This window comes from Antarctobacter sp., assembly GCF_965277915.1.
GTDB lineage: Bacteria > Pseudomonadota > Alphaproteobacteria > Rhodobacterales > Rhodobacteraceae > Antarctobacter.
In genome coordinates this window covers 2,893,380-2,918,093 of the sequence record NZ_OZ255849.1, presented here as the reverse complement: position 1 = coordinate 2,918,093, position 24,714 = coordinate 2,893,380, and the positions used below count along the sequence as shown (strand labels likewise).

Here is a 24,714-nt window from a genome sequence, read left to right as displayed (position 1 = left end):
ATTGCGGGATCACCCGCGGCAGATAAAGGCGACGGGGGCGAACCCCGCGCATTGGGGCGGGGGCATTGTCCTTCGTTCGTAATTGGGGGCGGTGCCCCCGGGCAGTTGAGGCGTTTTGGGGATGTCGAGCAGGACACTCCCGAAAGTGGTGGTGCTGAAAGGCGGACCCTCGGCAGAGCGCGAGGTTTCGCTGGTTTCCGGACGGGAATGTGCCGCCGCTTTGAGGGGCGAAGGGTATCAGGTGATCGAACTGGACGCGGGGCCGGACGTGGCTGCGCGTTTGCAGGAGGCCGCACCGGACGTGGTGTTCAACGCCCTGCACGGGCGCTGGGGGGAGGACGGCTGTGTCCAGGGTCTGCTGGAATGGCTGCGCATCCCCTACACGCATTCCGGTGTGCTGGCCTCGGCCCTGGCGATGGACAAGGAAAAGACCAAGGAGGTCTACCGCAGCGCCGGGCTGCCGGTGGCGGACAGCCTGCTGGCGGGGCGCGACGAGGTGCAGGCGCGCCACGTCATGGCGCCGCCCTACGTCGTCAAACCCTACAACGAGGGGTCCTCGGTCGGGGTCTACCTGGTACATGAAGAGGCCAACGGCCCGCCGGTGCTGGCCGCGACCATGCCCGAGGTGGTCATGGTCGAGGCCTTTGTGCCCGGGCGCGAGCTGACGACCAGTGTCATGGGCGACCGGGCGCTGGGCGTGACCGATATCGTGACCGACGGCTGGTATGACTACGACGCCAAATACAAGGCGGGCGGATCGCGCCACGTCTGTCCGGCCGACATCCCTGGGGACATCACCGAAGCCTGCCTGGACTACGCGCTGCGCGCGCACCGGGCACTGGGGTGCCGGGGCGTGACGCGGACCGATTTCCGCTGGGACGAGGCGCGGGGCATGGACGGGTTGATCCTGCTGGAAACCAACACGCAACCGGGGATGACGCCGACCTCGCTGTCGCCCGAGCACGCCGGGTTGATCGGCATGACCTTCGGCCAGTTCTGTGCCTGGATGGTGGAGGATGCCTCATGCGATCGCTAGAGTTCCGCGAGGGTGACGATCCGCAGATGGCCCGGCTGGATCCCCGGGCATCGCGGCTGAAATACCGGATCGAACGGCTGATGCTGACGCCGTTCTTTCGCTTTTCCCTGCGGGTTCTCCTGCCATTTGCGCTGTGCGCCGGTGCCGGGGCGGCCTGGTTCTCGGTCGAGGAGAACCGCGAGGATTTCAACCTGATGATCTCGGAGGTGCGGGCCGCGGTCGAGAACCGCCCGGAGTTCCAGGTGCGCATGATGGTGGTCGACGGGGCCGACGAGGCACTGATCGACATGATCCGGGCCGAATTGCCGATCGATTTCCCGATCAGCTCGTTCGACATGGACCTGGACCGGCTCCAGCGCCGGGTTGTCGCGCTGGACGAGGTGAAATCCGCCGAGGTGCGCGTGCGCCAGGGCGGGGTGCTGCAGGTGGACGTGGTACAGCGGCAGCCGGTGGTCCTGTGGCGAACCGCTGCCGGGGTGGACCTGCTGGACGAAGGCGGGATCTTTGTTGCGCGGGCCGAGCATCGCGCCGATTTCGCCGACCTGCCGGTGATCGCGGGGGACATCCTGCGGCCCGAGGCGGCGGCGGCGCTGCAAAAGCCCGCGTCGGACCGCACCGAGAAAGAGGCAGAACTGGCGGAGGCGGCGCAGGCGCGCATGGCGCTGGCCGTCGAAGAGGCCCTGCGGATGGACGCGCTGACCGGCCCGATCCGCGACCGGCTGCGCGGGTTCGAGCGGATCGGCGCCCGGCGCTGGGACGTGGTGCTGGACCGTGGTCAGCGCATCATGCTGCCCGAGAAGGGGGCGGAACGGGTTCTGGAACAGGTGATCGCGATGGCGGTGACGGAAGGCGTCGACCTTCTGGCGCGCGACCTGGTCGCGGTCGACCTGCGGTTGCCACGGCGGCCGACGATACGAATGACCGATGCAGCCGCACAGGAGATGCGGCGCATCAAGGCGATCGAGGCGGGTAGGGAAGTCAAACAATGATCGAGCTGTACGAGTCACAAAGGGCGATGCGGAACATGCGGCGCGCGGCGATGCAGCGCGGCGTGGTGGCGATCCTGGACGTGGGATCGTCCAAGGTGGCCTGTCTCGTGCTGCGCTTTGACGGGTCGGACCCGTCGGACGACGGCATCGGGTCGCTGGCGGGGCAGTCCGGGTTCCGCGTGATCGGCGCGGCGACGACGCGCTCGCGCGGGGTCTGTTTCGGCGAGGTGCAGGACATGGGCGCCACCGAGCGCGCCATTCGTACCGCCGTGCAGGCGGCGCAGAAGATGGCCGGCATCCGGGTGGATCATGTCATCGCGGCCTTTTCGGGTGCCGAGCCGCGGTCCTATGGTCTGGCCGGCAAGGCAGAGGTCATGGGCACGACGGTGGACGAACAGGACGTGGCCCGTGTTCTGTCGGCTTGCGACGTGCCGGATTTCGGTCCGGGACGCGAGGTGCTGCACGCGCAGCCGGTGAACTTTGTCTTGGATCACCGTTCGGGGCTGATCGATCCGCGCGGGCAGATCGGCAACGAGCTGGGCTGCGACATGCACATGCTGACGGTCGAGGCGCAGGCGATCCAGAACCTGGCCCATTGCGTCAAGCGCTGTGACCTGGAACTGGCGGGGCTGGCCTCCTCGGCCTATGTCTCGGGCATCTCCGCGCTGGTCGAGGACGAGCAGGAGCTGGGCGCGGCCTGCATTGACATGGGCGGCGGTGCGACCGGCGTGTCGATCTTCATCAAGAAACACATGATCTACGCGGATTCCGTCCGCATGGGCGGCGATCACGTCACCCGCGACATCAGCCAGGGGCTGAAGGTCTCGATGGCGACGGCGGAGCGGATCAAGACCTTTTACGGCGGGCTGGTGGCAACCGGCATGGACGACCGAGAGATGATCGAGATCGGCGGCGATACCGGCGACTGGGAACACGACCGGCGCACCGTGAGCCGCGCCGAGCTGATCGGCATCATGCGCCCGCGGGTCGAGGAGATCCTGGAGGAAGTGCGGGTGCAGCTGGATGCGGCGGGGTTCGATCACCTGCCGTCACAGCAGATCGTGCTGACCGGCGGGGCAAGCCAGATCCCGGGGCTGGACGGGCTGGCCTCGAAGATCCTGGGCCAGCAGGTCCGGCTGGGACGTCCCTTGCGCGTGCACGGCTTGCCGCAGGCGGCGACCGGGCCGGGGTTTGCGACGGCGGTGGGCCTGTGCCTGTTCGCGGCGCATCCACAGGACGAATGGTGGGATTTTGAGATCCCGGTGGACCGGTTGCCGGCGCGCTCGCTGAAGCGGGCGGTGCAGTGGTTCCGCGACAATTGGTGAGTGGGATCGCCGGGACGGGACTGTTTGCGGCTTGCGCCGCAAAGGCGCCCGCCCGCCGACCCTTGGGACAGGCTGCGCCTGTTTCGTAGCTTCTGGAGGCGCCGAAGACATCCGGTTCGCAAGGGGCGGGAATTCTGTGGTCCGCGCGCGATTTCGCGGGTGACAGCGCTTTCGGGGCGCGTTAGGTTATGCACAGGTGCCCGTGGATAAGAGGCGCCAGGAGGGTCGGGCAGGCGCTCCGGACATTGTAGAGACATGAAACCGCGCAGGGACCAGCCCTGTGCCCGGTGTCGTATTTTGCGCCGGAATTGGTGGTCAACACCAGATATGTGGATATCTCCGATATCGGCGGAATTGAGCCGTAAAATTGGCCATATTTTGTGGCTTTTTTGCGTTTTTCGCGTGACGGACGGGGCCTCAAACGGTAGGATTCAAGGGAACAGGCCGTGCACAGGCCTGAAACCGGAAAAAAGACAGGCGGACATATCATGGCACTGAACCTTTCGATGCCCGGGCAAGACGAGCTGAAGCCCCGTATTACGGTCTTTGGCGTCGGCGGGGCAGGCGGCAATGCCGTCAACAACATGATCGAGAAACAGCTCGAGGGCGTCGATTTCGTCGTCGCGAACACCGATGCCCAGGCGCTGGCACAGAGCATGTCGCAAAGCCGCGTGCAGCTGGGCGTCAAGGTGACCGAGGGGCTGGGCGCCGGTGCGCGCGCCAGTGTCGGCGCCGCCGCGGCCGAAGAGAGCATCGAACAGATCGTCGACCACCTGGCCGGCGCACACATGTGTTTCATCACCGCCGGCATGGGCGGCGGCACCGGGACAGGCGCGGCCCCGATCATCGCGCAGGCCGCGCGCGAGCTGGGCGTGCTGACCGTCGGTGTCGTGACCAAGCCCTTCCAGTTCGAAGGTGCCAAGCGGATGAAACAGGCCGAAGCGGGCGTCGAGAGCCTGCAGAAGGTCGTCGACACGCTGATCATCATTCCGAACCAGAACCTGTTCCGCCTGGCGAACGAGAAGACGACCTTTACCGAGGCCTTCTCGATGGCCGATGACGTGCTGTACCAGGGTGTCAAAGGCGTGACCGACCTGATGGTGCGCCCGGGCCTCATCAACCTCGACTTTGCCGACGTCCGCGCGGTGATGGACGAGATGGGCAAGGCCATGATGGGCACCGGCGAGGGCGACGGCGAAGATCGTGCGGTCCAGGCGGCCGAGAAGGCTATAGCGAACCCGCTGCTGGACGAGATCAGCCTGAAAGGCGCCAAGGGCGTGCTGATCAACATCACCGGCGGCCACGACCTGACCCTGTTCGAACTGGACGAGGCGGCCAACCGCATCCGCGAGGAAGTGGACGCGGACGCCAACATCATCGTCGGTTCGACGCTGGACGACAGCATGGCCGGCCAGATGCGTGTTTCGGTCGTCGCCACCGGCATCGACGCCACCGAGAATGTGCACGACGTGCCCGTGCCGCGCCGCAAGCTGTCGCAGCCGCTGGGCGGCACTTCGGCCCCCGCCGGTGAACCCGAGCCGCAGCCCGAACCGCAGCCGGTGGCTGCCGAACGCGCGCCCGAGCCGGAACCCTCGCTGTTCGGCCAGATGGACAGCCACGAGCACGCGGAGCCTGTGCAATCGCGCGACTATGACGAAGTGATCGAGGAGCCGGCCGCCGACGACGGTCTGCCGCCGCCGGCCTACCGTCCGCAGGTTGCCGAGTTCCGCCCGGCGCCGGACACGATCGAGGCCGACCCGCAGGACTTCGTGGCACCGCGCCCCGCAGCCCCCGGCACGCCCAGCCCGGCGACGCTGGACCGGCTGAAGGCCGCAGCAGCCCGGACCCGCGAAGAGGTGCAGCAGGAGGCCCCCGCGCCGCAGCCCGCACCGGCGCCGGCCGAGGAAAAATCGCGCTTCAGCGTCAACTCGCTGATCGGTCGCATGACCGGCCACGGCGAGCACGCAGCCCAGCAACAGCCGCGCCGCGCCCAGCCGCCGGTGCAGGCGCATCGCCCGGCTCCGGTCCATGACCACGAGCCCGAGGCAGAGGACGACCGGATCGAGATCCCGGCATTCCTGCGCCGCCAGGCCAACTGAACCAAGCCCGGAATTTCAGCAGCGGGTCCGACTGCCTGCTGAAATTTCCAAACCTCGTGAGATCGCCCTCTGCCGCTGCAGGGGGCGATTTCATGTTCGGGGCGCGTGTTTCAATGTGTTCACAAATGGCAACACTCTTGCCAGAAACCGGTTTTTCCGGGGTGATTCGAGCCAGTTTCCGCGCGGTCGTTTCGGGCGATTTTCTGGTTTAAAAATAGTGGTTTAATCTGGTTTGTTCATGCCCTTGGCGGGGTTTTGCCGATTGTTTCAGCACCATGTTTCACACGGTTACAATCTTTGATTTGAGGCGCTGCCGCAGCTTGGTTACCTCCGTCTCCAAAGCCGCGTCCAGGTTGGGGGGACGTGCGCAAAACAGGGGCAGCCTCGTGCAAACAACGCTTCGGTCTTCGATCACATTCACAGGTGTCGGCCTTCATTCGGGCCAGCCTGCGCGACTGGCAATTCGTCCGGCCAGTGCCGATTACGGTATCTGGTTCAAGCGCACGGACATCCGTCTGGGCGACACGATGATTGCCGCCCGATGGGACGCGGTCGAAGCCTCTCCGCTCTGTACGCAGATCGTCAACCGCGCGGGCACATCGGTGTCCACGGTGGAACATGTCATGGCGGCCCTGGCCGGCTGTGGCGTGCACAATGCCCTCATCGAGATCGACGGACCCGAGGCCCCCATCCTCGACGGGTCCTCGGTGGCTTTCGTGCGCGGCATCCTGGCCCGCGGCCTGCGTGAACTGGCGGCGCCGGTGCGCGCCATCGAGATACTGGCCCCGGTCCAGGTCAAGACGGACACCGGCTGGGCGCGGCTGTCGCCGGGCCTCCCGGGGCAGGGGCTGTCGATGCAGTTCCATATCGCCTTTGCGGATGCGGCCATCGGTGAGCAGACCAAGACGATGGACCTGGCCAACGGCGCTTTCGTGCGCGAGCTGTGCGACAGCCGTACCTTCTGCCGTGCCTCGGATGTCGACGCGATGCGCGCCGCGGGCAAGGCTCTGGGCGGGACCTATGAAAACGCCGTCGTGGTGGATGGCGACCGGGTGCTGAGCCCGGGCGGGCTGCGCCATTCCGACGAGGCCGTGCGCCACAAGATGCTGGACGCCCTGGGCGATCTGGCGCTGGCCGGCGCGCCGATCCTCGGCCATTACGAGGGGCACAAGGCCGGCCATGCCATGACCAATGCCTTGCTGCACGCTCTCTTTGCGGCGCCCGATGCGTATCGTGTCGTTCTGTGTGACAGCAGGCAGGCGGGGCGCCTGCCGGGCGCCGGTGTCGGGCGCCACGAAATACCGGCTGTGGCCTGAGCCGCACGCATGGGCAGCATGGCGCGCATTAATCGGGCCGTAAGACATTTTGCACCGGAATTTTCTGTGCTAGACCCCTCGCAATGGGCGGCCCGCCAAAGGGACGCCGAACGGAGTAGAGGGTGTTCGGGCATGTCTGGGGGCAGATCGCGAAAACTGGTGATCGTTGCGTTGGCGGTGGCTCTGGCCCTGCCGGGGTGCGATTCGCTTCGGCGGCGCGAGGTCGGGCCGGGCAATGTCCCGCTGGAGACCTACACCGCCAAGCAGATCTTCGAGCGTGGTGAATACGAGCTGTCTCGCAGCGATCCGAAGGACGCCGCATTCTACTTTGGCGAGGTAGAGCGGCTTTATCCCTATTCGGACTGGGCCAAGCGCGCCTTGATCATGCAGGCCTATGCCTACCACGAGAACAAGGATTACGAGAACGCGCGCTCTGCGGCGCAGCGGTTCATCGATTTCTACCCGGCCGACGATGACGCGGCCTATGCGCAATACCTGCTGGCATTGTCCTACTACGACCAGATCGAACTGGTGGGCCGCGACCAGGGGCTGACCTTTCAGGCGCTGCAGGCGCTGCGGACGGTGATCGAACGCTATCCCGACAGCGAATATGCGCGGTCGTCGATCCTGAAATTCGACCTGGCCTTCGATCATCTCGCGGCAAAGGAGATGGAGGTCGGCCGGTACTACCTCAAGCGGCAGCACTATGGCGCCGCGATCAGCCGCTTTCGCGTGGTGGTCGAGGATTTCCAGACCACGACACACACGCCCGAAGCGCTGTTCCGCCTGATCGAAGGCTATCTCTCGCTGGGCCTGCTGGAAGAGGCGCAGACGGCGGGGGCGATCCTTGGCTACAACTACCAGTCGACCGATTGGTACGAGGATGGCTACAAGCTGTTGCAGAAGCAGGGGCTGAAGCCCACGGCGCTTGGCGACAACTGGCTGTCGGCCATCTATCGCCAGATGATCAAGGGCGAGTGGTTGTAAGAGGCATCGGGCCCGTGCCCGGACCAATGGCGGACCATGCTGCGCGCGCTTGAAATCAGGGACATGTTGATCATCGAACGGCTGGAACTCGAGTTCCAGCCGGGTCTCAACGTGCTGACCGGGGAGACCGGTGCAGGCAAGTCGATCCTGCTGGATTCGCTGGGATTCGTGCTGGGGTGGCGCGGGCGGGCGGAACTGGTCCGTTCCGGCGCCGACCAGGGCGAGGTCGTGGCCGAGTTCGACCTGCCCGAGGACCATGCCGCATGGGCGGTACTCGAAGAGGCCGGCTTGCCGATCTCGGATGAGCTGATCCTGCGGCGGGTGAACACCAAGGACGGGCGCAAGACCGGTTGGGTCAACGATCGGCGCGTGTCGGGCGAGGTGCTGCGGCGGTTGTCCGAGACGCTGGTTGAATTGCACGGGCAGCATGATGATCGGGGCCTGCTGGACCCAAGGGGACACCGGGCGATCCTGGATCTTTATGCGGGCGCCGGAGAAAGCCTGGCCGAGGTGCGGCGCCGCTGGCGCGCCGTGGGCGCGGCCCGCAAGGAGCTGGAGTCGGCCCAGTCGGCGCTGGAGGCGGTTCAGGCCGAAGAGGAATTCCTGCGCCACGCCGTCGACGAACTGGACAAGCTGGACCCGCAACCCGGCGAGGAGACCGAGCTGGACGCGCGCCGCCGCATGATGCAATCGGCCGAGAAGATCCGCGACGACATCGCCCAGGCCTCCAGCGCGCTGGGGTATGACGGGGCAGAGGGCGCGATGGCCAATGCGCTGCGCTGGCTCGAAGGGGCGGCGGACAAGGCGGAGGGCCGCCTTGAGGCGCCGATCGCCGCGCTGGCCCGGGCGATGGCGGAACTGGACGAGGCCGCGAACGGCGTGGCCGATTGTCTCGAGGCGCTTGAGTTCAACCCGCTGGAACTGGAAGAGGCCGAGGAACGCCTGTTTGCGATCCGCGGGCTGGCGCGCAAGCACCAGGTAATGCCGGACGATCTGCCAGGGCTGGCGGCGGAACTGTCAGAGAAGCTGGCGGCTCTGGATGCGGGCGAGGCGCGCATCGGCGACCTGCGCAAGGCGGTGGACACGGCCGAGGCGGATTACGACAAGGCGGCGACGGAGCTGACGGCGATGCGTCGGGCGGCGGCGGTGCAACTGGACAAGGCGGTTGCCGGCGAACTGGCACCGCTCAAGATGGAGCGCGCAGTGTTCCAGACCGCCGTGACCGAGGCACCGGCCGGGCCAGAGGGGCGCGATGCGGTGGCCTTTACCGTGGCGACGAACCCGGGCGCGCCGGCGGGACCGCTGAACAAGATCGCCTCGGGCGGGGAGCTTTCGCGGTTCCTGCTGGCACTGAAGGTTTGCCTGACAGAGGCCCAGGGTCGCGGGGCCACGATGATCTTTGACGAGATCGACCGGGGCGTTGGCGGGGCCACGGCGGATGCGGTGGGGCGGCGGCTCAAGGCGCTGTCGGAAGGCGGGCAGGTGCTGGTCGTGACCCATTCGCCGCAGGTGGCGGCGCTGGGGGGGCATCATTGGCGGGTGGCCAAGCGGGTGGACGGCGAGGTGACCCTGTCCGAGGTCGTGCCGCTTGCCGCGGGCGAGCGCGAGGACGAGATCGCGCGGATGCTGTCGGGGGACACCGTCACGAAAGAGGCCCGCGCGGCGGCGCGGGCACTGCTCAAGGCATAGGTCTCGGGTCGCGGGCACGGGCCGGGAAATGGGGTCACGACGTGCGCTCTTGCTTACCGGCGCGGCTATGCCACAGCCCGGCTAGCAACGCGGCACAGGCAGCTTGGGCGGTAATCACGGCAGGCCAGATCTGCGGGAAGGCCGGGTCGAGATACTTCTGCGGACCGAAGGATACCAGCGCGGCCAGCACCGCAAGGGCCGAAAGCACGCTTCCGGCGCGAGACGCGTCGACCGTCAGGTAGGCCGCTGCGCAAAGGCCAAGCGCCGCGCCCAGGAATGGGGCCATGGCGAATGGTGGGATGGCCTGTGGCGGATGCGGTGACACCCCGGCGTAAAGCGCGCCAAGCATGACAGCTTGCAGGACAAAGAGCGTGGCAAGTGCGGCGCGTCGTTCGATTTTGTTGGGCATCGGATCACGTCGGCAATCTGCGCGCGAAGATGCATGCATATGTGTTGGACAGGATGGCCTTCGATTTGGCGAAGAAGTCTGTCCGCCTTGCGCGCCGCTTTGGCAGTGGGAGCTGTCTGCGGCGATCATGACTGTCGCAATAGTCGAAATAGGGATGGGGCATCGATCAATCTCCGTTCAAAGGCGTACTCATGTGTACGCCTTGCATATATCCGTACACGCCGATACGGTTTTGCTCAAGGGAGTGATGTGATGCGACCAGAGAACAAGGCAGACCGTGAAGCGCAGATTGCCGAAGCGGCCTATGCCATACTTGCCGAAAAGGGCTTTGCCGGTTTGTCGATGCTCGCCGTTGCCAAACGCGCAAGGGCGTCCAACGAAACGCTTTACCGTTGGTACGGCGACAAGACCGGTCTGTTCCGGTCTCTCATCCTGCGCAACACGGCACAGGTGACAGAACGGCTGGACGCCTTGCACGATGCGGGACCGGGGCGCGAGGTGCTGCAGGAAATGGGAGCGGCGCTGCTCGACATGCTGTTGAGCGAACGGGCCGTGGCGCTGAACCGCGCGGCGGCGGCCGATGCAAGCGACACGCTGGGCGCGGTGCTGGCCGAAGCCGGTCGCGGGACGGTCTTTCCCCGGCTGGTGGCGGTGTTTGGGCGCTTGTCCGCTGCTGGCGAAGTCGCCGGCCCGCCGGAGGAGGTGACAGCGCTTTGGATCGATCTTCTTGTGGGGGACTGGCAGTTGAGATGTGTCACCGGGGCCATGCCGCCGCCTGATGAGGCCGCGCGGGCGGCGCGTGTTCGGCGGGCGGCAGACGGGGTGCTGGGCTGAGGGTCAGGCGGTGTCGCGCCGGCGCATGCCGAAGGTTTCCGCATGTTTTGTCTGTCTCACCTGCGATGTTGGCGCCCCAGCCGGCCATGTCAGTTCCCCGGCACCAGCTTGCCGGGATTCATGATGTTCTGAGGATCGAGCGCGCGCTTGATGGCGCCCATGACCTGCCACCCGTCGCCGTGCTCTGCCGCCATGAAGGGCAGTTTGCCATAGCCCACGCCATGTTCCCCGGTGCAGGTCCCCCCCAGTTGCAGGGCGCGTTTCGCCATGCGGGCGGCAAGGTCCTTGGCGATCTGCAGTTCTGCGGGCTGGTCTGGATCCACTAGCAGGATGGCGTGAAAGTTGCCGTCGCCGACATGGCCCAGGATTGGCCCGGGAATGCCGCTGGAGGCGATGTCGGCTTGCGTGGCCTCGACGGCCTCTGCCAGGCGCGAGATCGGCACGCAAATGTCGGTGACGACGCCGCGCGCCCCGGCGCGCGAGGCGAGGATAGCGTAATAGCCGTTGTGGCGCATCGCCCAGAGCGCGCGGCGTTCCTCTTCGCGGCCGGACCAGCGGAAGGCGCTGCCGCCGTGATCGGCGACGATCTCGGCAAAGCGTTCGGCGTCCTGCGCGGTGCTCTCGGGGCTGCCGTGGAATTCGACCATCAGATGCGGCGCCTCGGCCATGTCGGTTCCGGCATAGGCGTTGAAGGCGCGGGCGGTATGGTCGCAGGCAAATTCGATCCGGGCCATCGGGATGCCCATCTGGATCGTCTCCATCACGCAGGCGGTGGCGGCCCCCATGTCGGGAAAGGCGCAGATGCCGGCGCTGATCGCCTCTGGCACACCGTGCAGGCGCAGGGTCAGTTCCGTCGCGAGCCCCAGCGTGCCCTCCGAGCCGACCATGAGCGCGGTGAGGTCATATCCGGCGGCGGATTTGCGGGCGCGGGTGCCGGTGCGGATCATGCGGCCGTCGGCCAGCACCACCTCCATCCCCAGCACGTTGTCGCGCATGGTGCCATAGCGCACGGTGGTCGTGCCCGAGGCCCGCGTCATGGCCATGCCGCCGAGCGAGGCGTTGGCGCCGGGATCGACCGGAAAGAAGAGACCGGTGGCGCGCAGTTCCTCGTTCAGCGCCTCACGCGTGACGCCGGGCTGCACGGTCACGTCCATGTCGGCGGGGCGGATTTCGAGGACCTTGTTCATCAGGCGGAAATCGACGCTGATCCCGCCTTGCAAGGCCTGCCCGTGGCCCTCCAGCGAGGTGCCCGCGCCCCAGCCGATCACGGGCACGCTTTCGCGGGCGCAGATCTCGACGATGCGGCGCACCTCTTCGCTGGTGCGCGGATAAGCGACGGCCTGGGGCGGGGTATTGGGAAAATAGGATTCCGAGGCGCCATGCGCTTCGAGATCGGGCTTGGACAGGCTCACGCGTTCGCCTAGGAGGGTTGTGAGATCATCGATCGCCTGGGCGATGGGCATGGGGGCCTCCGGAAAACTGGTCGGTTCACCTTAACCAGTGCCTGCGGCGCGGGAAAGTCACCGGATTGAGGGAGGCCGGATTGCCGAGCCTGCTGCAACAGCAATTGCTCAGGATTCGCTCCGGCTTTGGCCGAGGCTGGGACATGGTGCGCCATCGCGGGCCGGGCCAGATCCAGTTCTGGTTCATCGCCTTGGGGCTGGGCGTGGCCTCTGGCCTTGCCGCCATCGCCTTTCGCTTTGCGATCGAGAGCCTGCAGACCGTGGTTTACGGCACGCCCGATCCACAGAGACTGCATTCCTTTGCCGAGGGCCTGCCCTGGCTCTGGGTCCTGTTGGTCCCGGCGTTGGGCGGCATCGTGGTGGGTATCATCCTGCATGTGGCGACGCCGGACGGGCGCGTGCGTTCCGTGGCGGACGTGATCGAGGGGGCGGCGCTGAACGACGGGCGGGTCGAGAAGAAGGCCGGGATCGCCTCGGCGCTGTGTTCGTGGATCACCCTGTCGACAGGGGGCAGCACGGGCCGGGAAGGGCCGGTGGTCCATATCGCGGCCATGTGTTCGAGCTGGGTGGCCAATACGCTGAAGGTGGACGGGATCACCGGGCGCGACCTTCTGGGCTGCGCGGTGGCGGCGGCCGTTTCGGCCAGTTTCAACGCCCCAATTGCCGGGGCGCTCTTCGCGCTGGAGGTGGTCCTGCGGCACTTCGCGTTGCATGCTTTCGCGCCCATCGTGGTGGCCAGCGCGGCGGGTACCGTCATCAACCGGCTGGTCTATGGCGACGTGACGGAATTCGTTCTGCCCGGCACGACGACGGTTGAATTCTACCTGGAGCTACCGGCCTTCTTCATCCTCGGGCTGGTCTGCGGGGGTGTCGCCGTCATCATGATGCAGTCGATCTTTTTCGCTGATGACATGGAGACCCGGCTGCAAAAAAAGCTGGGCCTGCCCTATTGGCTGCGTCCGGCGGTGGCGGGTCTCTTGCTGGGCGGGGTCGCGATCTTTTTCCCGCATATCATCGGGGTCGGGTACGAAACGACGAGCCGCGCCCTGACCGGCGGCCTGTTGATGCACGAGGCATTGGTCTTTGCGATGGTCAAGGTGGCGGCGGTGTCGATCACGATGGCGGGGCGTATGGGGGGCGGAATCTTTTCGCCTTCGCTGATGGTGGGGGCGCTGACCGGACTGGCCTTTGGCCACATCGCAACGAGCGTTTTCCCCGATGTTTCCTCGGCTTTCACGCTCTATGCGCTGGCGGGCATGGGCGCGGTGGCGGCCGCGGTGCTGGGAGCGCCGATTTCGACCACGCTGATCGTTTTTGAACTGACAGGGGACTGGCAGACCGGGCTGGCGGTCATGGTGTCCGTGTCGATGTCGACCGCCCTGGCCAGCCGCGTCGTGGACAGGTCGTTCTTTCTCACCCAGCTGGAGCGGCGCAATGTGCAGCTGGCGGCGGGGCCGCAGGCCTACCTGCTGGCCATGTTCCGGGTGCAGGGCGTGATGCGCAAGCCGACTGACGAGGGCGCGGCGGACGAGGCAACCTGTGCGCAGATGATCGAGGACGGTCTTTATGTTCAGTCCGGGGCAACGCTGAAAACGGCCTTGCCGATGCTGGACCGCACCGGCGAGCCTTTCCTGCCGGTGGTGACGATGGACACGGGCGAGCCGGTTCTTCAGGGGGCGCTGTTCCACGTCGACGCGCTGAAGGCGTACAACCGGGCCTTGGCGGCCACGGCCGAGGAAGAGCACAGCTGAAGCGGCGGCCCTACTTCTGGATGTAGCGCAGGCCATCATCGCCGATTTCCTGGCCCGCCAGGTCGGCGTAGCTGGCCCCGGCAGCTAGGGCCATGTCCCAGACCTCGGCAAAGGAGTGGCGCACCTCCGGCGGCACGGTGCAGCCGCGGGTCTGTTCGATCCAGTCGAATTGCGCATCGGCCATGCCATGAATGCGCGACCAATCCCAGACGTAGATGTTGAATTCATTGCGCTGGTCCGGGCACTCGAAACTCAGGACGAACCGGCGGATCATGGCGACGGGAAAATCGGCCTGGAACATGCGCAACTCCTCCTCCGACCGTGGCGCCTGGCCCGAGGCGGTGAGGGATTGCTGCACTGCGCGCGCCGCCATCAGCCGGTGCACGGGCCAGCCGTTGTCCTCTGACAGCGCGGCCCCTGAGGCGCGGTCGTAGGCCTTGTAGGCAATCGCCAGCGCCTGATCGTGGTCTTCCCGGTCATGATGGGCCTGCCAGAGGTCCAAGAGCGCCTGCGCGTCCTCTGTGCTGGCGGCCAGTGTCAAGAGGCGCAGCAGCTCGTCGGGGTCGGCAGGGGCGACACGTCCGGCGCGGATGTCCCCGGCCAACCAGCCCGCGGCGTGCGGATCGCCCGCGGCAGCGGCCAGCCGGTATTCGACGGCGGCGGCCTCGTGGTCGGGGCTGTGCCCGTCCTCGTCCCGCAACAGCAGGCGTGCGGCGTCCAGCCCCGCGACCATGTCTCCGGCGCGCAGGGCGGCCCGGTACCAGTCCAGCGCCTTGTCCAGGTCGCGGTCGGTGCCACGGCCGGTTTCATGCGCGCGGCCCAGCCAGAACATCGCCTGCCCGTCGCCGGCCTCGGCTGCCTGGCGAAAAAGCGCGACGGCCCGGGCGTCGTCCTGTGGAAGGCCCTCGCCGTCCCAATGCAGGAAGGCGAGGTTCGTCATGGCCATCGGCAGGCCGGTCTCTGCCGCGTCGCGGAACAGGGCTATGGCGCGCTCCATGTCCTTTTCGACGCCGCGGCCATCGGCATAGAGCGCGGCGAGATTGTTGATCGCCAGCGGGAATCCCCCCTGCGCGGCGCGGTCATAGAGGCGCGCGGCCTCTGCCACCCGGTCGTCCGAGGCGTCCAGCGCGCGGGCCAGTTGATAGATGAGCCGCGGGTCGTCGGGATCGGCGGCCAGGGCGGCGCGGCAGGCGGGAATTGCCTGTTCCACGTCCAGTTTCTCGAAGGGGACGCCTGGAAACGGGGCGGGCAGGCCGCTGTCCAGGTTGCTACCCGCTAACCGGTGACAGGCGGCCTCGTTCTCTGCGGCATTGGCGGGCAGGGCCATTGCGGTCAGCGCCAGCGCGCTGACGGCGGCAAGGCAGAGGCGGTGTCCTGTCGAATCCATGTCGTCCTCGGGCTGTGTCCGGGCAATCCTAGCCAAGCCTCGGCAGAGGGAAAGGGCCGTGATACCAGTATCTTTGGCCGGGCAGGGCAAAGGCGGGCCCAGAGGGGCCCGCCTGTCCAGCATGCGCCGGTGTGGACCGGGCGGATCAGTCGATCTTGCCGAGGTTCCGGAGGATGCAGAACTGCATGTCCTGATTGGTGAGGCCTATGCAGGCGGTGACGGCATCGGCAAAGTTGTCATATTTCTTGCCGTTCCTGTGTCCGCTGTTGTGGCCGTAATTGTGATCGCGGTCCCAGCCGCCGCCCCTGTGGTTGTTGCGGTGGCCGTCATGGCGCCCGGCGTTCGGCGGAGCCACATAGCCCGGGTCGCCATTGACGAGGTAATCGCCGTGGGCCCAGCCGGTCTTGCCCGAGGCATGGCGCAGGAGGATCCACTTGCCCTGGCGGCCAAGCTCGGTCACGCGATCGCGCTGGTTCATGGTCATGACCACCGGGTAGTCGGTGCCGGGGCCGTTGCGCAGGTTCAGCCCGGCGTAGCCCGGTGCGTAGACATAGTAGGTATGCCCGGCGTGGTCGCGGTCATGCCCGTGGCCATGACCCTTGCCCGGGCCCTTGCCATGTCCTGCGCGGACCTTGTGGGCGGAGAGGAACCGGCGATGGGCATAGCCGACCTTGCCGCGATAAATGACCTTGTACCATTTGCCGTCCTTGTCGAGCACGCGCAGCGCGTCGCCATGTGCCATCTTGCCGATAACATGGTGCTTGCGGGACGGGCCGCTGCGCAGGTTCAGGTGCCCGTGGCGCGGTGCGTCGACCCAGTAGCGTTCGCCCCGGTCATGGCCGCCGTAGTGGCCACCATGACGGTGGCCGCGCGGGCGTTGATCGGTCAGGAAGCGGCTGTGCGCCCAGCCGACGCGGCCCGAGAAATGGCGCACCTTGACCCATTTGCCGGGCGCGCGCAGCAGTTCGACCCTGCTGGCGTGGGGCATCTTGCCGATCACCTGGTAATGGGTCGAGGGTCCTGTGCGGAGGTTGAGAAAACCGTCGCGGGGCGCATCGACCCAGAGGGTTGTGGCCGCGGCCGCGCTGGCGAAGAAGAGGGCCGAAAGAAATGTGAGCAATCTGAGCATGGGTTCGTCCTTTGTTGTCGGAAGCGATGATCCACACTTGGGCCAATTCACAGGAAACAGGCAATTACGGGCGCTTGTTAGGGGATAGCATGCCGTGATTTCAGTATCTTATGGGGTTCGGCCAAATTGGGGTTTTCGATGGTTGCGCGGGATGCTGCCCCCTGATCCGCCTCGACCGAGGGGGGGCGTGCGTTTTGCCGCAACCAAAATTGGTAGGAGCGAAAGATCCGACCGTGATCCGCGACCCGTTTTCCTGCTCGTCGCGATCATCTGATTGAGGCCGCACATGGGGGCCGGTGTCAGCCTTGCTTCGCATTCTTCGCTGATCGATGCCGCAGCGCATGGGTTCTTGCCGCATGCGGGCGGTACCCTCGGCGGTTCACCGAACGTGCTGGACGACCTCGACGCGCTGATGCGGTCAACAAGACTGGATGCTGAGCCCTCCTCTGGATGGCTTGCTGGAACGGCGCGGCTGAACCGCATGCAAAGGCCCCGCGCGCCGGAGCGCATGGGGCCTGAATTCCGTGGAACGGTGTCCTCAGATGTGTTCGACCGTCACGCCGTCCTGACCGTAGAAGGCCAGATGATCCTTGATCTGGGCGACATCGCCCTTGGGGTCCTCGTAGGACCAGGCGGCGTTCTCATAGGTCTTCGACTTGGACGCGATCGAAAAATGGCTGGCATCACCCTTGTGCGGGCAATGGGTGCTGTGATCGGTCCGGTCGAGAAGCGCCATAGCGATGTCGGCACGCGGGAAGTAGATGACCGGGGCATGGCCGTCCTCGTGCAGCTCCAGCGCATTGCCGGTTTCACCCAGCACGGCCCCGCCTGCGCGGACAACCCAGGTGCCGGTGGCCGGCGTGATGGTGATTTTGCTCATGTCTTATCCCCCATGTCTTTTCCCCGCATCACAGACACGGGCATTGTAACGTTGTCATGTCAGATGACAGAACATGCGTCCGAGAGCCACTGCCCCGTTGCCGCATCCAGGTGCGGGGTCAGCAGATCATGCACCCGCCGGTGGTAGTCGTTGAGCCAGTTTCGCTCGTCCGCGGTGAGCAGGTTAGGATCGATCAGCCGCCTGTCTATGGGCACCCAGGTGAGGGTTTCGAACTGCAACATCTCTGCCACGGTCTGCCCGTAGAGCTTGGGCGCCACTTCCACGGCGATCAGGTTCTCGATCCGGATACCATAGGCACCTTCGCGGTAGAAGCCCGGTTCGTTCGACAAGATCATCCCGGCTTCCAGCGGTACGGTGCCGGTCCGTGCAATGCGCTGCGGCCCTTCGTGCACGGACAGGTAGGCGCCGACGCCGTGGCCGGTGCCGTGGCCGTAATCCAGTCCCGCCTCCCAGAGCGCCACGCGGGCAAGGGGATCTATGTCGCGGCCGGCCAGCCCCTTGGGGAACCGCAGCCGTGACACGGCGATCATCCCCTTGAGAACGCGGGTAAAGGCCTCTGTCTCCTCGGCGCCGGGGGTGCCGATGGCGATGGTGCGGGTGATGTCGGTGGTGCCGTCGACATATTGCCCGCCACTGTCGACCAACAGCAGCTCTCCGTCGTTCACCTTGCGGTTCGTGTTCTCGGTGACGCGGTAGTGGACGATGGCACCATTGGGACCGGCGCCCGAGATCGTCTCGAAGGAAATGTCGCGCAGGGCATTGGTGGCGCGGCGCTCTGCTTCCAGCTTTTCGACCACGGCGATTTCGTTCAGGCTGCCCGGCGGTTGCAGGTCGAGCCAGGCCAGGAAACGCACCATCGCCAGCGCGTCGCGCAGGTGCGCGGCGCGGGTGCCCTCAAGCTCTGCGGCGTTCTTGCACGCCTTGGGCAGCAGGCAGGGATCGGCGGCCTCATCCGGGTCGGTCAGCGCCTCGGCCACGGCGACCGGGCAGGTGGCCGGGTCGATCTGGACCTTGCCTTCGATGGCCGCGAGATCGCCAAGGAAGTCGCCGCGCGCGCGCAGCGTCACCTTGTCGCCCAGGTGGTCACCCAGCCCGGTCAGCTTGGCTGCGTCCATGTAAAGCGTAACCCGCCCGTCGGCGTGGAGCACGGCAAAACCGTGCGGGACCGGGTTGCGGGGGATGTCGCTGCCGCGGATGTTCAAGAGCCAGGCGATGCTGTCGGGCAGGGTGATGACGGCGGCCGTGGCGGTCAGTTTCGCGGCCAGTCGGGCGATCTTGTCCTCATGCGCCTCGCCGGCCAGTTCGAGGGGCTGGGCAAAGACCGCGCCTTGCGGCGGGTCGGGCTGGTCGGGCCAGATGGCATCGACGAGGTTTTCGACCGGGGCCAGCGTGACATCCGGCAGCTTGCCCGACAGGGTGCGGTGTTGCTCGACGCTCAGAAGCCAGGGATCGAATCCCAGCTTGCCCTTGGGCAGGGCCTCGCCGATCCAGTCCGCCAGCGAGGTTTCCGGCCAGTCGATCTTTTCGAAATCCGCAGCCACCTGCGCCTTGACCTGCACGCGATAGCGGCTGTCGACGAAGACGGCGGCGCGTTCGCGCAGGGCGACGCACCAGCCTGCCGACCCGGTAAAGCCGGTCAGCCAGGCCAGGCGGTCGTCACGCGGCGCGACGTATTCGCCCTGGTGGGCGTCCGCACGCGGCACGAGAAATCCGTCCAGTCCTGCCTTGGCCAGTTCTTGGCGCAGGGCGGCAAGGCGGGGCGGCCCCTGGTCGGGCGAGGCCGTCTCGGTGAATGTCTGGAACATCGGTGACTCCTTTGCGGCGCAGGTTAGCGGCCGCGGCGGCGGTGGCAAGAGCGGGCGAATTGACCCGGTCAGGGCTTTTTCGACCATTCGTCGTATTCCATGTGCTAAACCGCTGACAACACGGCAAAGGACAAAGAGCAGTGCAGGACGACGCGGAAGCCTGGCGCATCTTTCAGGACATGCTGGACCGCTGCGGCGAGGCCATGCTGGCGGGGGACATGGAGGGGGTTCTGCGCTGGTTCGCGATCCCCAACACGGTCGAAAGTTTCGAGGGGCGCCGGGTGCTGGCCTCGGTGGACGAAACCCGCGAATTGTTCCGTACCATCATGGCGCGGCAACGAGAACTGAGCATCACGCATATGATCCGCAAGGTCACCCATGCCGAGTTCCGCGATGCGGACACGATCCGGGCCACGCATGAGACGCGGTACATCCATCACGGAACGGTCCTGTCCGAATCGCCGCATGTCGGCCTGTCGATCCTGCACCGCCACCCGGATTGCTGGAAGGTCCACCACGCCCAGTTCACTGTTGCGGGTCGGAACCCGCTAAACACGGCGATCCAGCGGAGGCCCGAGGCGGACGACAGTCCGGTCAACCCGTCCGCTTGATCCCGGCAAATCGGGCCCGTGCACGCGGGTCGCTGTCAAAGAGCGCGGCAAGCTGTTCGGTCATCGCGCCCGCCAGTTGTTCGACATCGGTGATGGTCACGGCGCGTTCGTAGTAGCGCGTCACGTCGTGGCCGATGCCGATGGCCAGCAGTTCCACCTGGCGCCGGCGTTCGACCATCGCGATCACGTCGCGCAGATGTTTTTCCAGGTAGTTGGCCGGGTTCACCGACAGCGTCGAGTCGTCCACCGGCGCACCATCCGAGATCACCATCAGGATCTTGCGCGCCTCGCGGCGAGCAGCCATGCGGCGGTGCGCCCATTCCAGCGCCTCGCCGTCGATGTTTTCCTTGAGCAGGCCCTCTTTCATCATCAGGCCAAGGTTGTCGCGCGTCCGTCGCCAGGGCGCGTCGGCGTGCTTGTAGATGATGTGGCGCAGGTCGTTGAGGCGGCCGGGCTGCTGTTCGCGGCCGGCGTTCAGCCAGTCCTCGCGCGCCAGCCCGCCTTTCCAGGCGCGGGTGGTAAAGCCCAGGATCTCGACCTTGACGCTGCAGCGTTCCAGCGTGCGGGCCAGAACATCCGCGCAGATCGCGGCGATGGAAATCGGGCGTCCGCGCATCGAACCGGAGTTGTCGAGCAGCAGCGTCACGACCGTGTCGCGGAATTCCATGTCCTTTTCGACCTTGAAACTCAGCGGCGTCGTCGGGTTCGCCACCACACGGGCAAGGCGTCCGGCGTCCAGGATGCCTTCCTCGCGGTCGAATTCCCAGCTGCGGTTCTGCTGCGCCTGCAGGCGGCGCTGCAGCTTGTTGGCCAGCCGCGACACCGCGCCCTTGAGCGGTTCAAGCTGCTGGTCGAGATAGGCGCGCAGGCGTTCCAGCTCGATCGGTTCGGCCAGTTCCTCGGCCGAGATTTCCTCGTCGTGGTCGGTGGAATAGACGCGATACTCGGGGTCGGCCTCCGAGATCGGCTGAGGTGCTGGCGGCTCCAGTGGCGCCTCGCCCTCGGGCATCTCGGCCTCTTCGCCCAGTTCCTCGTCGGCCATGTCATCCATCGTGACCTGGGCCTGGCTTGGGTCCTGCGTCTCTTCCTGGGATTGCTCGGGCGAGGCTTCGGATTCCTCGCCGTCCTCGTCGTCCTCGCCCGTCGAATCGGGTTCCTGCTGATCGTCCTGCTGGTCGTCGACGCCCTCTTCCTCGGACTGGTCGTCGAGGTCGGGGTCATCGCCCAGCTGGTCGCCATAGCCCAGGTCGGTGATCATCTGGCGGGCGAACTTGGCAAAGGCCGACTGGTCGGCCAGCGTGTCGTCCAGCCGGTCCAGCGTTTCGCTGGCCTGGTTCTCCATGAACCCGCGCCACAGCTCCATGACGTTGGCAGCGTCGGGCGGCAGGTCGCGGCCCGTGGCAAGGTGGCGGATCAGGTAGTTGGCGGCCTGCGGCAGCGGTGCCTCGGCGGCCTCGCGGATCTGGCCGTAGCCACGCCGCGCCGCTTCGGCGCCGATCTTGGCGTCGATGTTGCCGGCGGTGCCGGGCATGTCGCGTGCACCCATGGCCTCGCAGCGGGCGGTTTCCATCGCCTCGTACAGTTCGCGCGCCATGTCGCCCTGGGGCAGGTAGCGCGCGTGGGTGCCCGCATCGTGATAGCGGTGGTACAGCGCCAACGCGTCTGCCGTGCCACGCGCCAGCATCACCTCGTCCCGCGTCATCCGGCGCGAGACCTGCGGCAGGCGCATCGCCTCGCCGGAAACACCGGCGGGATCGACAGAGTAGCTGACCGAAAGTTCCGGGTCGTCGGCCATCACCTTGGTGGCTTCGGCGAGGGCCTTCTTGAACGGATCGGCGGGGTTGTCGCTGGGCTTGTTCATGGCGCTTGTTATCCGTCCTTTGGGCGTCGCCCGCAAGGGGGCGTGGGCTTGGTCCGGACCGCTTCGTGGGGTAGGATCGGCACATTTCCGGCCCCATTCCCGACCCAAAAGGATTTCGATCATGTCGCGTTGGTTTCTTGCCCTTCTGGTCTGCCTGCTGCCCGCCGCCGGGCGGACCGAGGTCACCTGTGCGGAAATGCAGTCTGCGTTCCATGTGCCGCCGCCACCTGACGCCGTGTCCGAGGACCCGGATGGCCCGCTGGGCTGTAGCCGCGAGGCGCTGGAGATGTTCGCGCTGAACACCGTGGCGGTGGCCGAGGCGGCGCCGGTGACGGATCTGTCGCAGCTGCATGGCGCCTGGCTGGGAGACCTGGTGCTGCCTTACCTTTTGGGCATCACCGTACCGGGGCAAGAGGTGCTGGTCTTTGGCCCCGGTGACGCCCCGGACACGGTCAGGGTGACGCAATACTGGATGCGGGCGCTGACGATGCCGCATGCGCCGCTCTGGTCCGACGAGGGGCAGTATGTGGGGATCGCCGCCGAGGCCACGCTGGAACCCGATGGCGACGGCCGCTTCAAGGTGGCGGGTTTCGGCGAGTCGCTGCGCTATGGCACGCTGCGATTCGAGGATCCGCGATCCTATGACCTGCTGGTGAAAACACAGCTCAATCATTTCGAACTGCCGTTTGCGCTGGGGCGGTCGGGCGACGTGCTGGTGCTGGAGGGGGCCCTGCGCGATCCGACCACGCTTGACCCCCGCGCCTACAAGCGCAGCTATACCCGCATCGCGCCCGAGGCGGCGGAACTGGCGCTGGCCACGGTGCTGACGTTTGAACTCAGCCAGTCCCGCTACATGGATTGCCTTGCGCACCAGATTACCGAGGGGCAGGGGCCTTTGTTCGATGCACTGGGCGAGGGCGGCTTGCCGTCATTCGAGCGTTTCGTGCGTGCCTCGGTGGGCGACGCGATGGTCTCCAACAGGTTGAGCAGCGAGTTGCGGGGCGCCACCGATGAGGCAGAGCGCAAGCGCCTCAGGGAGGCGTTGCGCGCCTCCGCAGAGACCCGGGCCGCGCAGTACAATGACCCCGACCGGCGCGCCTTCATCGAGCGCATGGTGGAGGCCGCAGGCGGGTTCTGTCCGGATTTCTTCTGAGGCGGGTCAGCTCAGCAGCAGGGCAGAGCAGGGCCGCATGGCCCGCCGTGCCGCAGCGGCGGCGCGGCGCTTGCGATCGGGATCTGTGTGGAACGTTGCGATCTGCAGCAATTGCGCATGCGCCATCTTGGCGCGGATGCGCATGTCGAGGATCTGTGGCCCCGGCAGGCCCGAGCTGGGCGCGACCGTGTCCAGCAGCATTTCGAACATCGCGCGGCGGTCCTGCTCGGACTCTGCGCCGCCGCCGATCAGCCATCGGTGCTCCATCTCCGCGGAGGCGCGGCCGAGGCAGACGGCAAAGACCTGGGTCCTTTCGCGCGGTTCCTCGGTCAACGCCGCCAAGGGAAGGGCGCAAATGGAAAAGAGGCCAATGAGCCCCGAAAAAGTTTTCATACCGCTCATAAAGCGTACGATAACACCAATTTTTCGCCCAATCATTAATCGACGGGAAAACTTTTCGAATGGCCGCGCGAACCCTTGCGGGCATGGTTTTCCGGACCAGCGGGTTTTCCTGACCTGACGCCCCGGACGGGCAGGCGCTAGACCCGTGTCAGAACAACCGCTTAACGATTTGGAGAGATACCATGTCCACCGACAGCTTCGTTTTCAACCAGACCAACCAGATGACCAGCGGCGATGAAGTGGCCGTTCAGATCAATCACAATCACCTCACCGCTGGTGACGAGGTGGCAGTTCAGATCAACCACAACCATCGCACGGAATTTCCCGGTGACAACTTTTTTCCCGGTGACAATTTTTTTCCCGGCGACAGTTTTGTCGCGGATGACTTCGCCTTCTGACGCAGGGCGGGCGCTGTGCCGCGCGGCTTTGAAACGAATTGGATTTGCCCGAAAAGAAAAAGGCCGTCCGGAATGCCCCGGACGGCCTTTTTTTGTGGGTGTCGTCGGTGAGAACGCGTCGCTGTTACACCAGGCTGAGGCTGGCCGCGCTTTCCGGCAGTTCCTCGTCAAAGCAGCGCTGGTAGAACTCGGCCACGGTCTGGCGCTCCAGCTCGTCGCATTTGTTCAGGAAGGACACGCGGAAGGCATAGCCGACGTTGCGGAAGATCTCGGCATTGGTGGCCCAGGCGATCACGGTCCGCGGGCTCATCACGGTCGACAATTCGCCGTTCATGAAGGCGCGGCGGGTGAAATCTGCCACCGTCACCATCTGGCGGATCGTCTTGCGGCCCTTCTCGGTGTTGTAGTGGGGCGCCTTGCTGAGGACGATGTTGGTTTCCGCGTCGATCGACAGATAGTTCAGCGTCGCCACGAGACTCCAGCGGTCCATCTGGCCCTGGTTGATCTGCTGGGTGCCGTGATACAGGCCGGTGGTGTCGCCAAGGCCGACTGTGTTCGAAGTCGCGAAGATGCGGAAATACTTGTGCGGGGTGATGACCTCGTTCTGGTCCAGAAGGGTCAGCTTGCCGTCGGTTTCCAGAACCCGCTGGATCACGAACATCACGTCCGCGCGACCCGCGTCGTATTCGTCAAACACGATGGCCGTGGGGTTGCGCAGGGCCCAGGGCAGGATGCCTTCCTGGAACTGCGTGACCTGCTTGCCGTCAACCAGCTTGATCGCGTCCTTGCCGATCAGGTCGATCCGGGAGATGTGGCTGTCGAGGTTCACGCGGACCGCAGGCCAGTTCAGGCGCGCGGCAACCTGTTCGATGTGAGTCGATTTGCCGGTGCCGTGATAGCCCTGGATCATCACGCGGCGGTTGTTGCGAAAGCCCGCAAGGATCGCCAGCGTCGTGTCCGGGTCGAATTTGTAGGTGGAATCGAGGTCCGGAACACGGTCGGTCCGGTCGGGAAAACCGTGTACGATCATGTCCGTATCGATGCCAAAGACTTCACGGACAGAGATTTCCTCGGTCGGTTTCGCGTTGATATCGATCATGCCGTCCGCCATTGTTCCCACGTCCCTCTGTCAAAGCTCGAATGCTTCGCGTTAGGTGCAACATATCTTC

General features: G+C 66.0%; 21 protein-coding genes. 12 read left to right on the top strand and 9 right to left on the bottom strand.

The window, feature by feature from the left end:
* The first annotated feature begins 115 nt into the window (after positions 1–115).
* The 7 genes from ACQY5B_RS14985 to recN all read left to right on the top strand — a co-directional run bounded on the left by ACQY5B_RS14985 (position 116) and on the right by recN (position 9,441).
* Positions 116–1,036 carry a D-alanine--D-alanine ligase gene (locus tag ACQY5B_RS14985; protein WP_420324651.1) on the top strand — a complete coding sequence of 307 codons (921 nt, stop codon included), beginning with the start codon at positions 116–118 and terminating at the stop codon, positions 1,034–1,036.
* On the top strand, positions 1,024–2,025 hold the full coding sequence (locus ACQY5B_RS14980) for a cell division protein FtsQ/DivIB (RefSeq protein ID WP_420324652.1): 1,002 nt from the start codon (positions 1,024–1,026) through the stop codon (positions 2,023–2,025). The genes ACQY5B_RS14985 and ACQY5B_RS14980 overlap by 13 nt, the downstream gene beginning before the upstream one ends.
* Entirely contained in the window at positions 2,022–3,350 is a 1,329-nt protein-coding gene (gene ftsA, locus ACQY5B_RS14975; protein WP_420324653.1) for a cell division protein FtsA, read from the top strand. Before ACQY5B_RS14980 ends, ftsA begins: the two co-directional genes overlap by 4 nt.
* Before the next feature lie 488 nt (positions 3,351–3,838).
* Positions 3,839–5,449, top strand: a complete 1,611-nt coding sequence (gene ftsZ / locus ACQY5B_RS14970; RefSeq protein ID WP_305970477.1) for a cell division protein FtsZ — start codon at positions 3,839–3,841, stop codon at positions 5,447–5,449.
* Between the two features lie 386 nt (positions 5,450–5,835).
* The gene (gene lpxC / locus ACQY5B_RS14965) at positions 5,836–6,765 is read left to right on the top strand and encodes a UDP-3-O-acyl-N-acetylglucosamine deacetylase (protein WP_420324654.1); all 930 of its coding nucleotides are present in this window, start codon (positions 5,836–5,838) and stop codon (positions 6,763–6,765) included.
* A 132-nt stretch (positions 6,766–6,897) separates the two neighbouring features.
* Entirely contained in the window at positions 6,898–7,752 is an 855-nt protein-coding gene (locus ACQY5B_RS14960) for an outer membrane protein assembly factor BamD (protein ID WP_305970479.1), read from the top strand.
* A gap of 36 nt (positions 7,753–7,788) precedes the next feature.
* On the top strand, positions 7,789–9,441 hold the full coding sequence (recN, locus tag ACQY5B_RS14955) for a DNA repair protein RecN (protein WP_420324655.1): 1,653 nt from the start codon (positions 7,789–7,791) through the stop codon (positions 9,439–9,441).
* A gap of 34 nt (positions 9,442–9,475) precedes the next feature.
* Here recN and ACQY5B_RS14950 read toward each other — a convergent pair whose 3' ends face one another.
* Positions 9,476–9,850: a hypothetical protein gene (locus ACQY5B_RS14950; protein WP_420324656.1), complete on the bottom strand. Its 375-nt coding sequence runs from the start codon at positions 9,848–9,850 to the stop codon at positions 9,476–9,478.
* 252 nt (positions 9,851–10,102) lie between these two features.
* On the opposite strand from ACQY5B_RS14950, the gene ACQY5B_RS14945 reads away from it, so the two are divergent.
* Entirely contained in the window at positions 10,103–10,684 is a 582-nt protein-coding gene (locus ACQY5B_RS14945) for a TetR/AcrR family transcriptional regulator (protein ID WP_420324657.1), read from the top strand.
* An 89-nt stretch (positions 10,685–10,773) separates the two neighbouring features.
* On the opposite strand, the gene ACQY5B_RS14940 is transcribed toward ACQY5B_RS14945, so the two are convergent.
* Complete coding sequence (locus ACQY5B_RS14940; protein ID WP_420324658.1) at positions 10,774–12,147, bottom strand: FAD-binding oxidoreductase; 1,374 nt, start codon at positions 12,145–12,147, stop codon at positions 10,774–10,776.
* A 143-nt stretch (positions 12,148–12,290) separates the two neighbouring features.
* Here ACQY5B_RS14940 and ACQY5B_RS14935 point away from each other — a divergent pair, with 143 nt between their 5' ends.
* Positions 12,291–13,898 (top strand): chloride channel protein, encoded by a 1,608-nt coding sequence (locus tag ACQY5B_RS14935; protein ID WP_420328641.1) that lies wholly within the window; start codon positions 12,291–12,293, stop codon positions 13,896–13,898.
* A 10-nt stretch (positions 13,899–13,908) separates the two neighbouring features.
* On the opposite strand, the gene ACQY5B_RS14930 is transcribed toward ACQY5B_RS14935, so the two are convergent.
* The 4 genes from ACQY5B_RS14930 to ACQY5B_RS14915 all read right to left on the bottom strand — a co-directional run bounded on the left by ACQY5B_RS14930 (position 13,909) and on the right by ACQY5B_RS14915 (position 19,120).
* Positions 13,909–15,285 carry a DUF2610 domain-containing protein gene (locus tag ACQY5B_RS14930; RefSeq protein ID WP_420324659.1) on the bottom strand — a complete coding sequence of 459 codons (1,377 nt, stop codon included), beginning with the start codon at positions 15,283–15,285 and terminating at the stop codon, positions 13,909–13,911.
* 145 nt (positions 15,286–15,430) lie between these two features.
* Positions 15,431–16,414 (bottom strand): SH3 domain-containing protein, encoded by a 984-nt coding sequence (locus ACQY5B_RS14925; protein ID WP_420324660.1) that lies wholly within the window; start codon positions 16,412–16,414, stop codon positions 15,431–15,433.
* 538 nt (positions 16,415–16,952) lie between these two features.
* Positions 16,953–17,294, bottom strand: a complete 342-nt coding sequence (locus ACQY5B_RS14920) for a DUF427 domain-containing protein (RefSeq protein WP_305970484.1) — start codon at positions 17,292–17,294, stop codon at positions 16,953–16,955.
* Positions 17,295–17,353: 59 nt separating this feature from the next.
* Positions 17,354–19,120 (bottom strand): aminopeptidase P family protein, encoded by a 1,767-nt coding sequence (locus ACQY5B_RS14915; protein ID WP_420324661.1) that lies wholly within the window; start codon positions 19,118–19,120, stop codon positions 17,354–17,356.
* Between the two features lie 140 nt (positions 19,121–19,260).
* On the opposite strand from ACQY5B_RS14915, the gene ACQY5B_RS14910 reads away from it, so the two are divergent.
* Positions 19,261–19,731, top strand: a complete 471-nt coding sequence (locus ACQY5B_RS14910; protein WP_420324662.1) for a hypothetical protein — start codon at positions 19,261–19,263, stop codon at positions 19,729–19,731.
* On the opposite strand, the gene cobT is transcribed toward ACQY5B_RS14910, so the two are convergent.
* On the bottom strand, positions 19,715–21,592 hold the full coding sequence (cobT, locus tag ACQY5B_RS14905; RefSeq protein WP_420324663.1) for a cobaltochelatase subunit CobT: 1,878 nt from the start codon (positions 21,590–21,592) through the stop codon (positions 19,715–19,717). The genes ACQY5B_RS14910 and cobT overlap by 17 nt on opposite strands.
* A gap of 121 nt (positions 21,593–21,713) precedes the next feature.
* On the opposite strand from cobT, the gene ACQY5B_RS14900 reads away from it, so the two are divergent.
* Complete coding sequence (locus ACQY5B_RS14900; protein WP_420324664.1) at positions 21,714–22,745, top strand: hypothetical protein; 1,032 nt, start codon at positions 21,714–21,716, stop codon at positions 22,743–22,745.
* 6 nt (positions 22,746–22,751) lie between these two features.
* Here the strand turns inward: ACQY5B_RS14900 and ACQY5B_RS14895 are convergent, their stop codons facing one another.
* Positions 22,752–23,138 (bottom strand): hypothetical protein, encoded by a 387-nt coding sequence (locus ACQY5B_RS14895; protein ID WP_420324665.1) that lies wholly within the window; start codon positions 23,136–23,138, stop codon positions 22,752–22,754.
* Between the two features lie 191 nt (positions 23,139–23,329).
* On the opposite strand from ACQY5B_RS14895, the gene ACQY5B_RS14890 reads away from it, so the two are divergent.
* Positions 23,330–23,545, top strand: a complete 216-nt coding sequence (locus tag ACQY5B_RS14890) for a hypothetical protein (protein ID WP_305970490.1) — start codon at positions 23,330–23,332, stop codon at positions 23,543–23,545.
* 124 nt (positions 23,546–23,669) lie between these two features.
* On the opposite strand, the gene cobS is transcribed toward ACQY5B_RS14890, so the two are convergent.
* On the bottom strand, positions 23,670–24,656 hold the full coding sequence (gene cobS, locus ACQY5B_RS14885) for a cobaltochelatase subunit CobS (RefSeq protein ID WP_305970491.1): 987 nt from the start codon (positions 24,654–24,656) through the stop codon (positions 23,670–23,672).
* Between the last annotated feature and the right edge of the window lie 58 nt (positions 24,657–24,714).

Bases quoted from the DNA above. Each gene is read 5' to 3' on its own strand.
- ACQY5B_RS14980 (WP_420324652.1), top strand. From the start codon at position 1,024: ATGCGATCGCTAGAGTTCCGCGAGGGTGACGATCCGCAGATGGCCCGG.
- ftsA (WP_420324653.1), top strand. From the start codon at position 2,022: ATGATCGAGCTGTACGAGTCACAAAGGGCGATGCGGAACATGCGGCGC.
- ftsZ (WP_305970477.1), top strand. From the start codon at position 3,839: ATGGCACTGAACCTTTCGATGCCCGGGCAAGACGAGCTGAAGCCCCGT.
- ACQY5B_RS14960 (WP_305970479.1), top strand. From the start codon at position 6,898: ATGTCTGGGGGCAGATCGCGAAAACTGGTGATCGTTGCGTTGGCGGTG.
- recN (WP_420324655.1), top strand. From the start codon at position 7,789: ATGCTGCGCGCGCTTGAAATCAGGGACATGTTGATCATCGAACGGCTG.
- ACQY5B_RS14950 (WP_420324656.1), bottom strand. From the start codon at position 9,850: ATGCCCAACAAAATCGAACGACGCGCCGCACTTGCCACGCTCTTTGTC.
- ACQY5B_RS14945 (WP_420324657.1), top strand. From the start codon at position 10,103: ATGCGACCAGAGAACAAGGCAGACCGTGAAGCGCAGATTGCCGAAGCG.
- ACQY5B_RS14940 (WP_420324658.1), bottom strand. From the start codon at position 12,147: ATGCCCATCGCCCAGGCGATCGATGATCTCACAACCCTCCTAGGCGAA.
- ACQY5B_RS14935 (WP_420328641.1), top strand. From the start codon at position 12,291: ATGGTGCGCCATCGCGGGCCGGGCCAGATCCAGTTCTGGTTCATCGCC.
- ACQY5B_RS14930 (WP_420324659.1), bottom strand. From the start codon at position 15,285: ATGGATTCGACAGGACACCGCCTCTGCCTTGCCGCCGTCAGCGCGCTG.
- ACQY5B_RS14925 (WP_420324660.1), bottom strand. From the start codon at position 16,414: ATGCTCAGATTGCTCACATTTCTTTCGGCCCTCTTCTTCGCCAGCGCG.
- ACQY5B_RS14920 (WP_305970484.1), bottom strand. From the start codon at position 17,294: ATGAGCAAAATCACCATCACGCCGGCCACCGGCACCTGGGTTGTCCGC.
- ACQY5B_RS14915 (WP_420324661.1), bottom strand. From the start codon at position 19,120: ATGTTCCAGACATTCACCGAGACGGCCTCGCCCGACCAGGGGCCGCCC.
- cobT (WP_420324663.1), bottom strand. From the start codon at position 21,592: ATGAACAAGCCCAGCGACAACCCCGCCGATCCGTTCAAGAAGGCCCTC.
- ACQY5B_RS14900 (WP_420324664.1), top strand. From the start codon at position 21,714: ATGTCGCGTTGGTTTCTTGCCCTTCTGGTCTGCCTGCTGCCCGCCGCC.
- ACQY5B_RS14895 (WP_420324665.1), bottom strand. From the start codon at position 23,138: ATGAAAACTTTTTCGGGGCTCATTGGCCTCTTTTCCATTTGCGCCCTT.
- ACQY5B_RS14890 (WP_305970490.1), top strand. From the start codon at position 23,330: ATGTCCACCGACAGCTTCGTTTTCAACCAGACCAACCAGATGACCAGC.
- cobS (WP_305970491.1), bottom strand. From the start codon at position 24,656: ATGGCGGACGGCATGATCGATATCAACGCGAAACCGACCGAGGAAATC.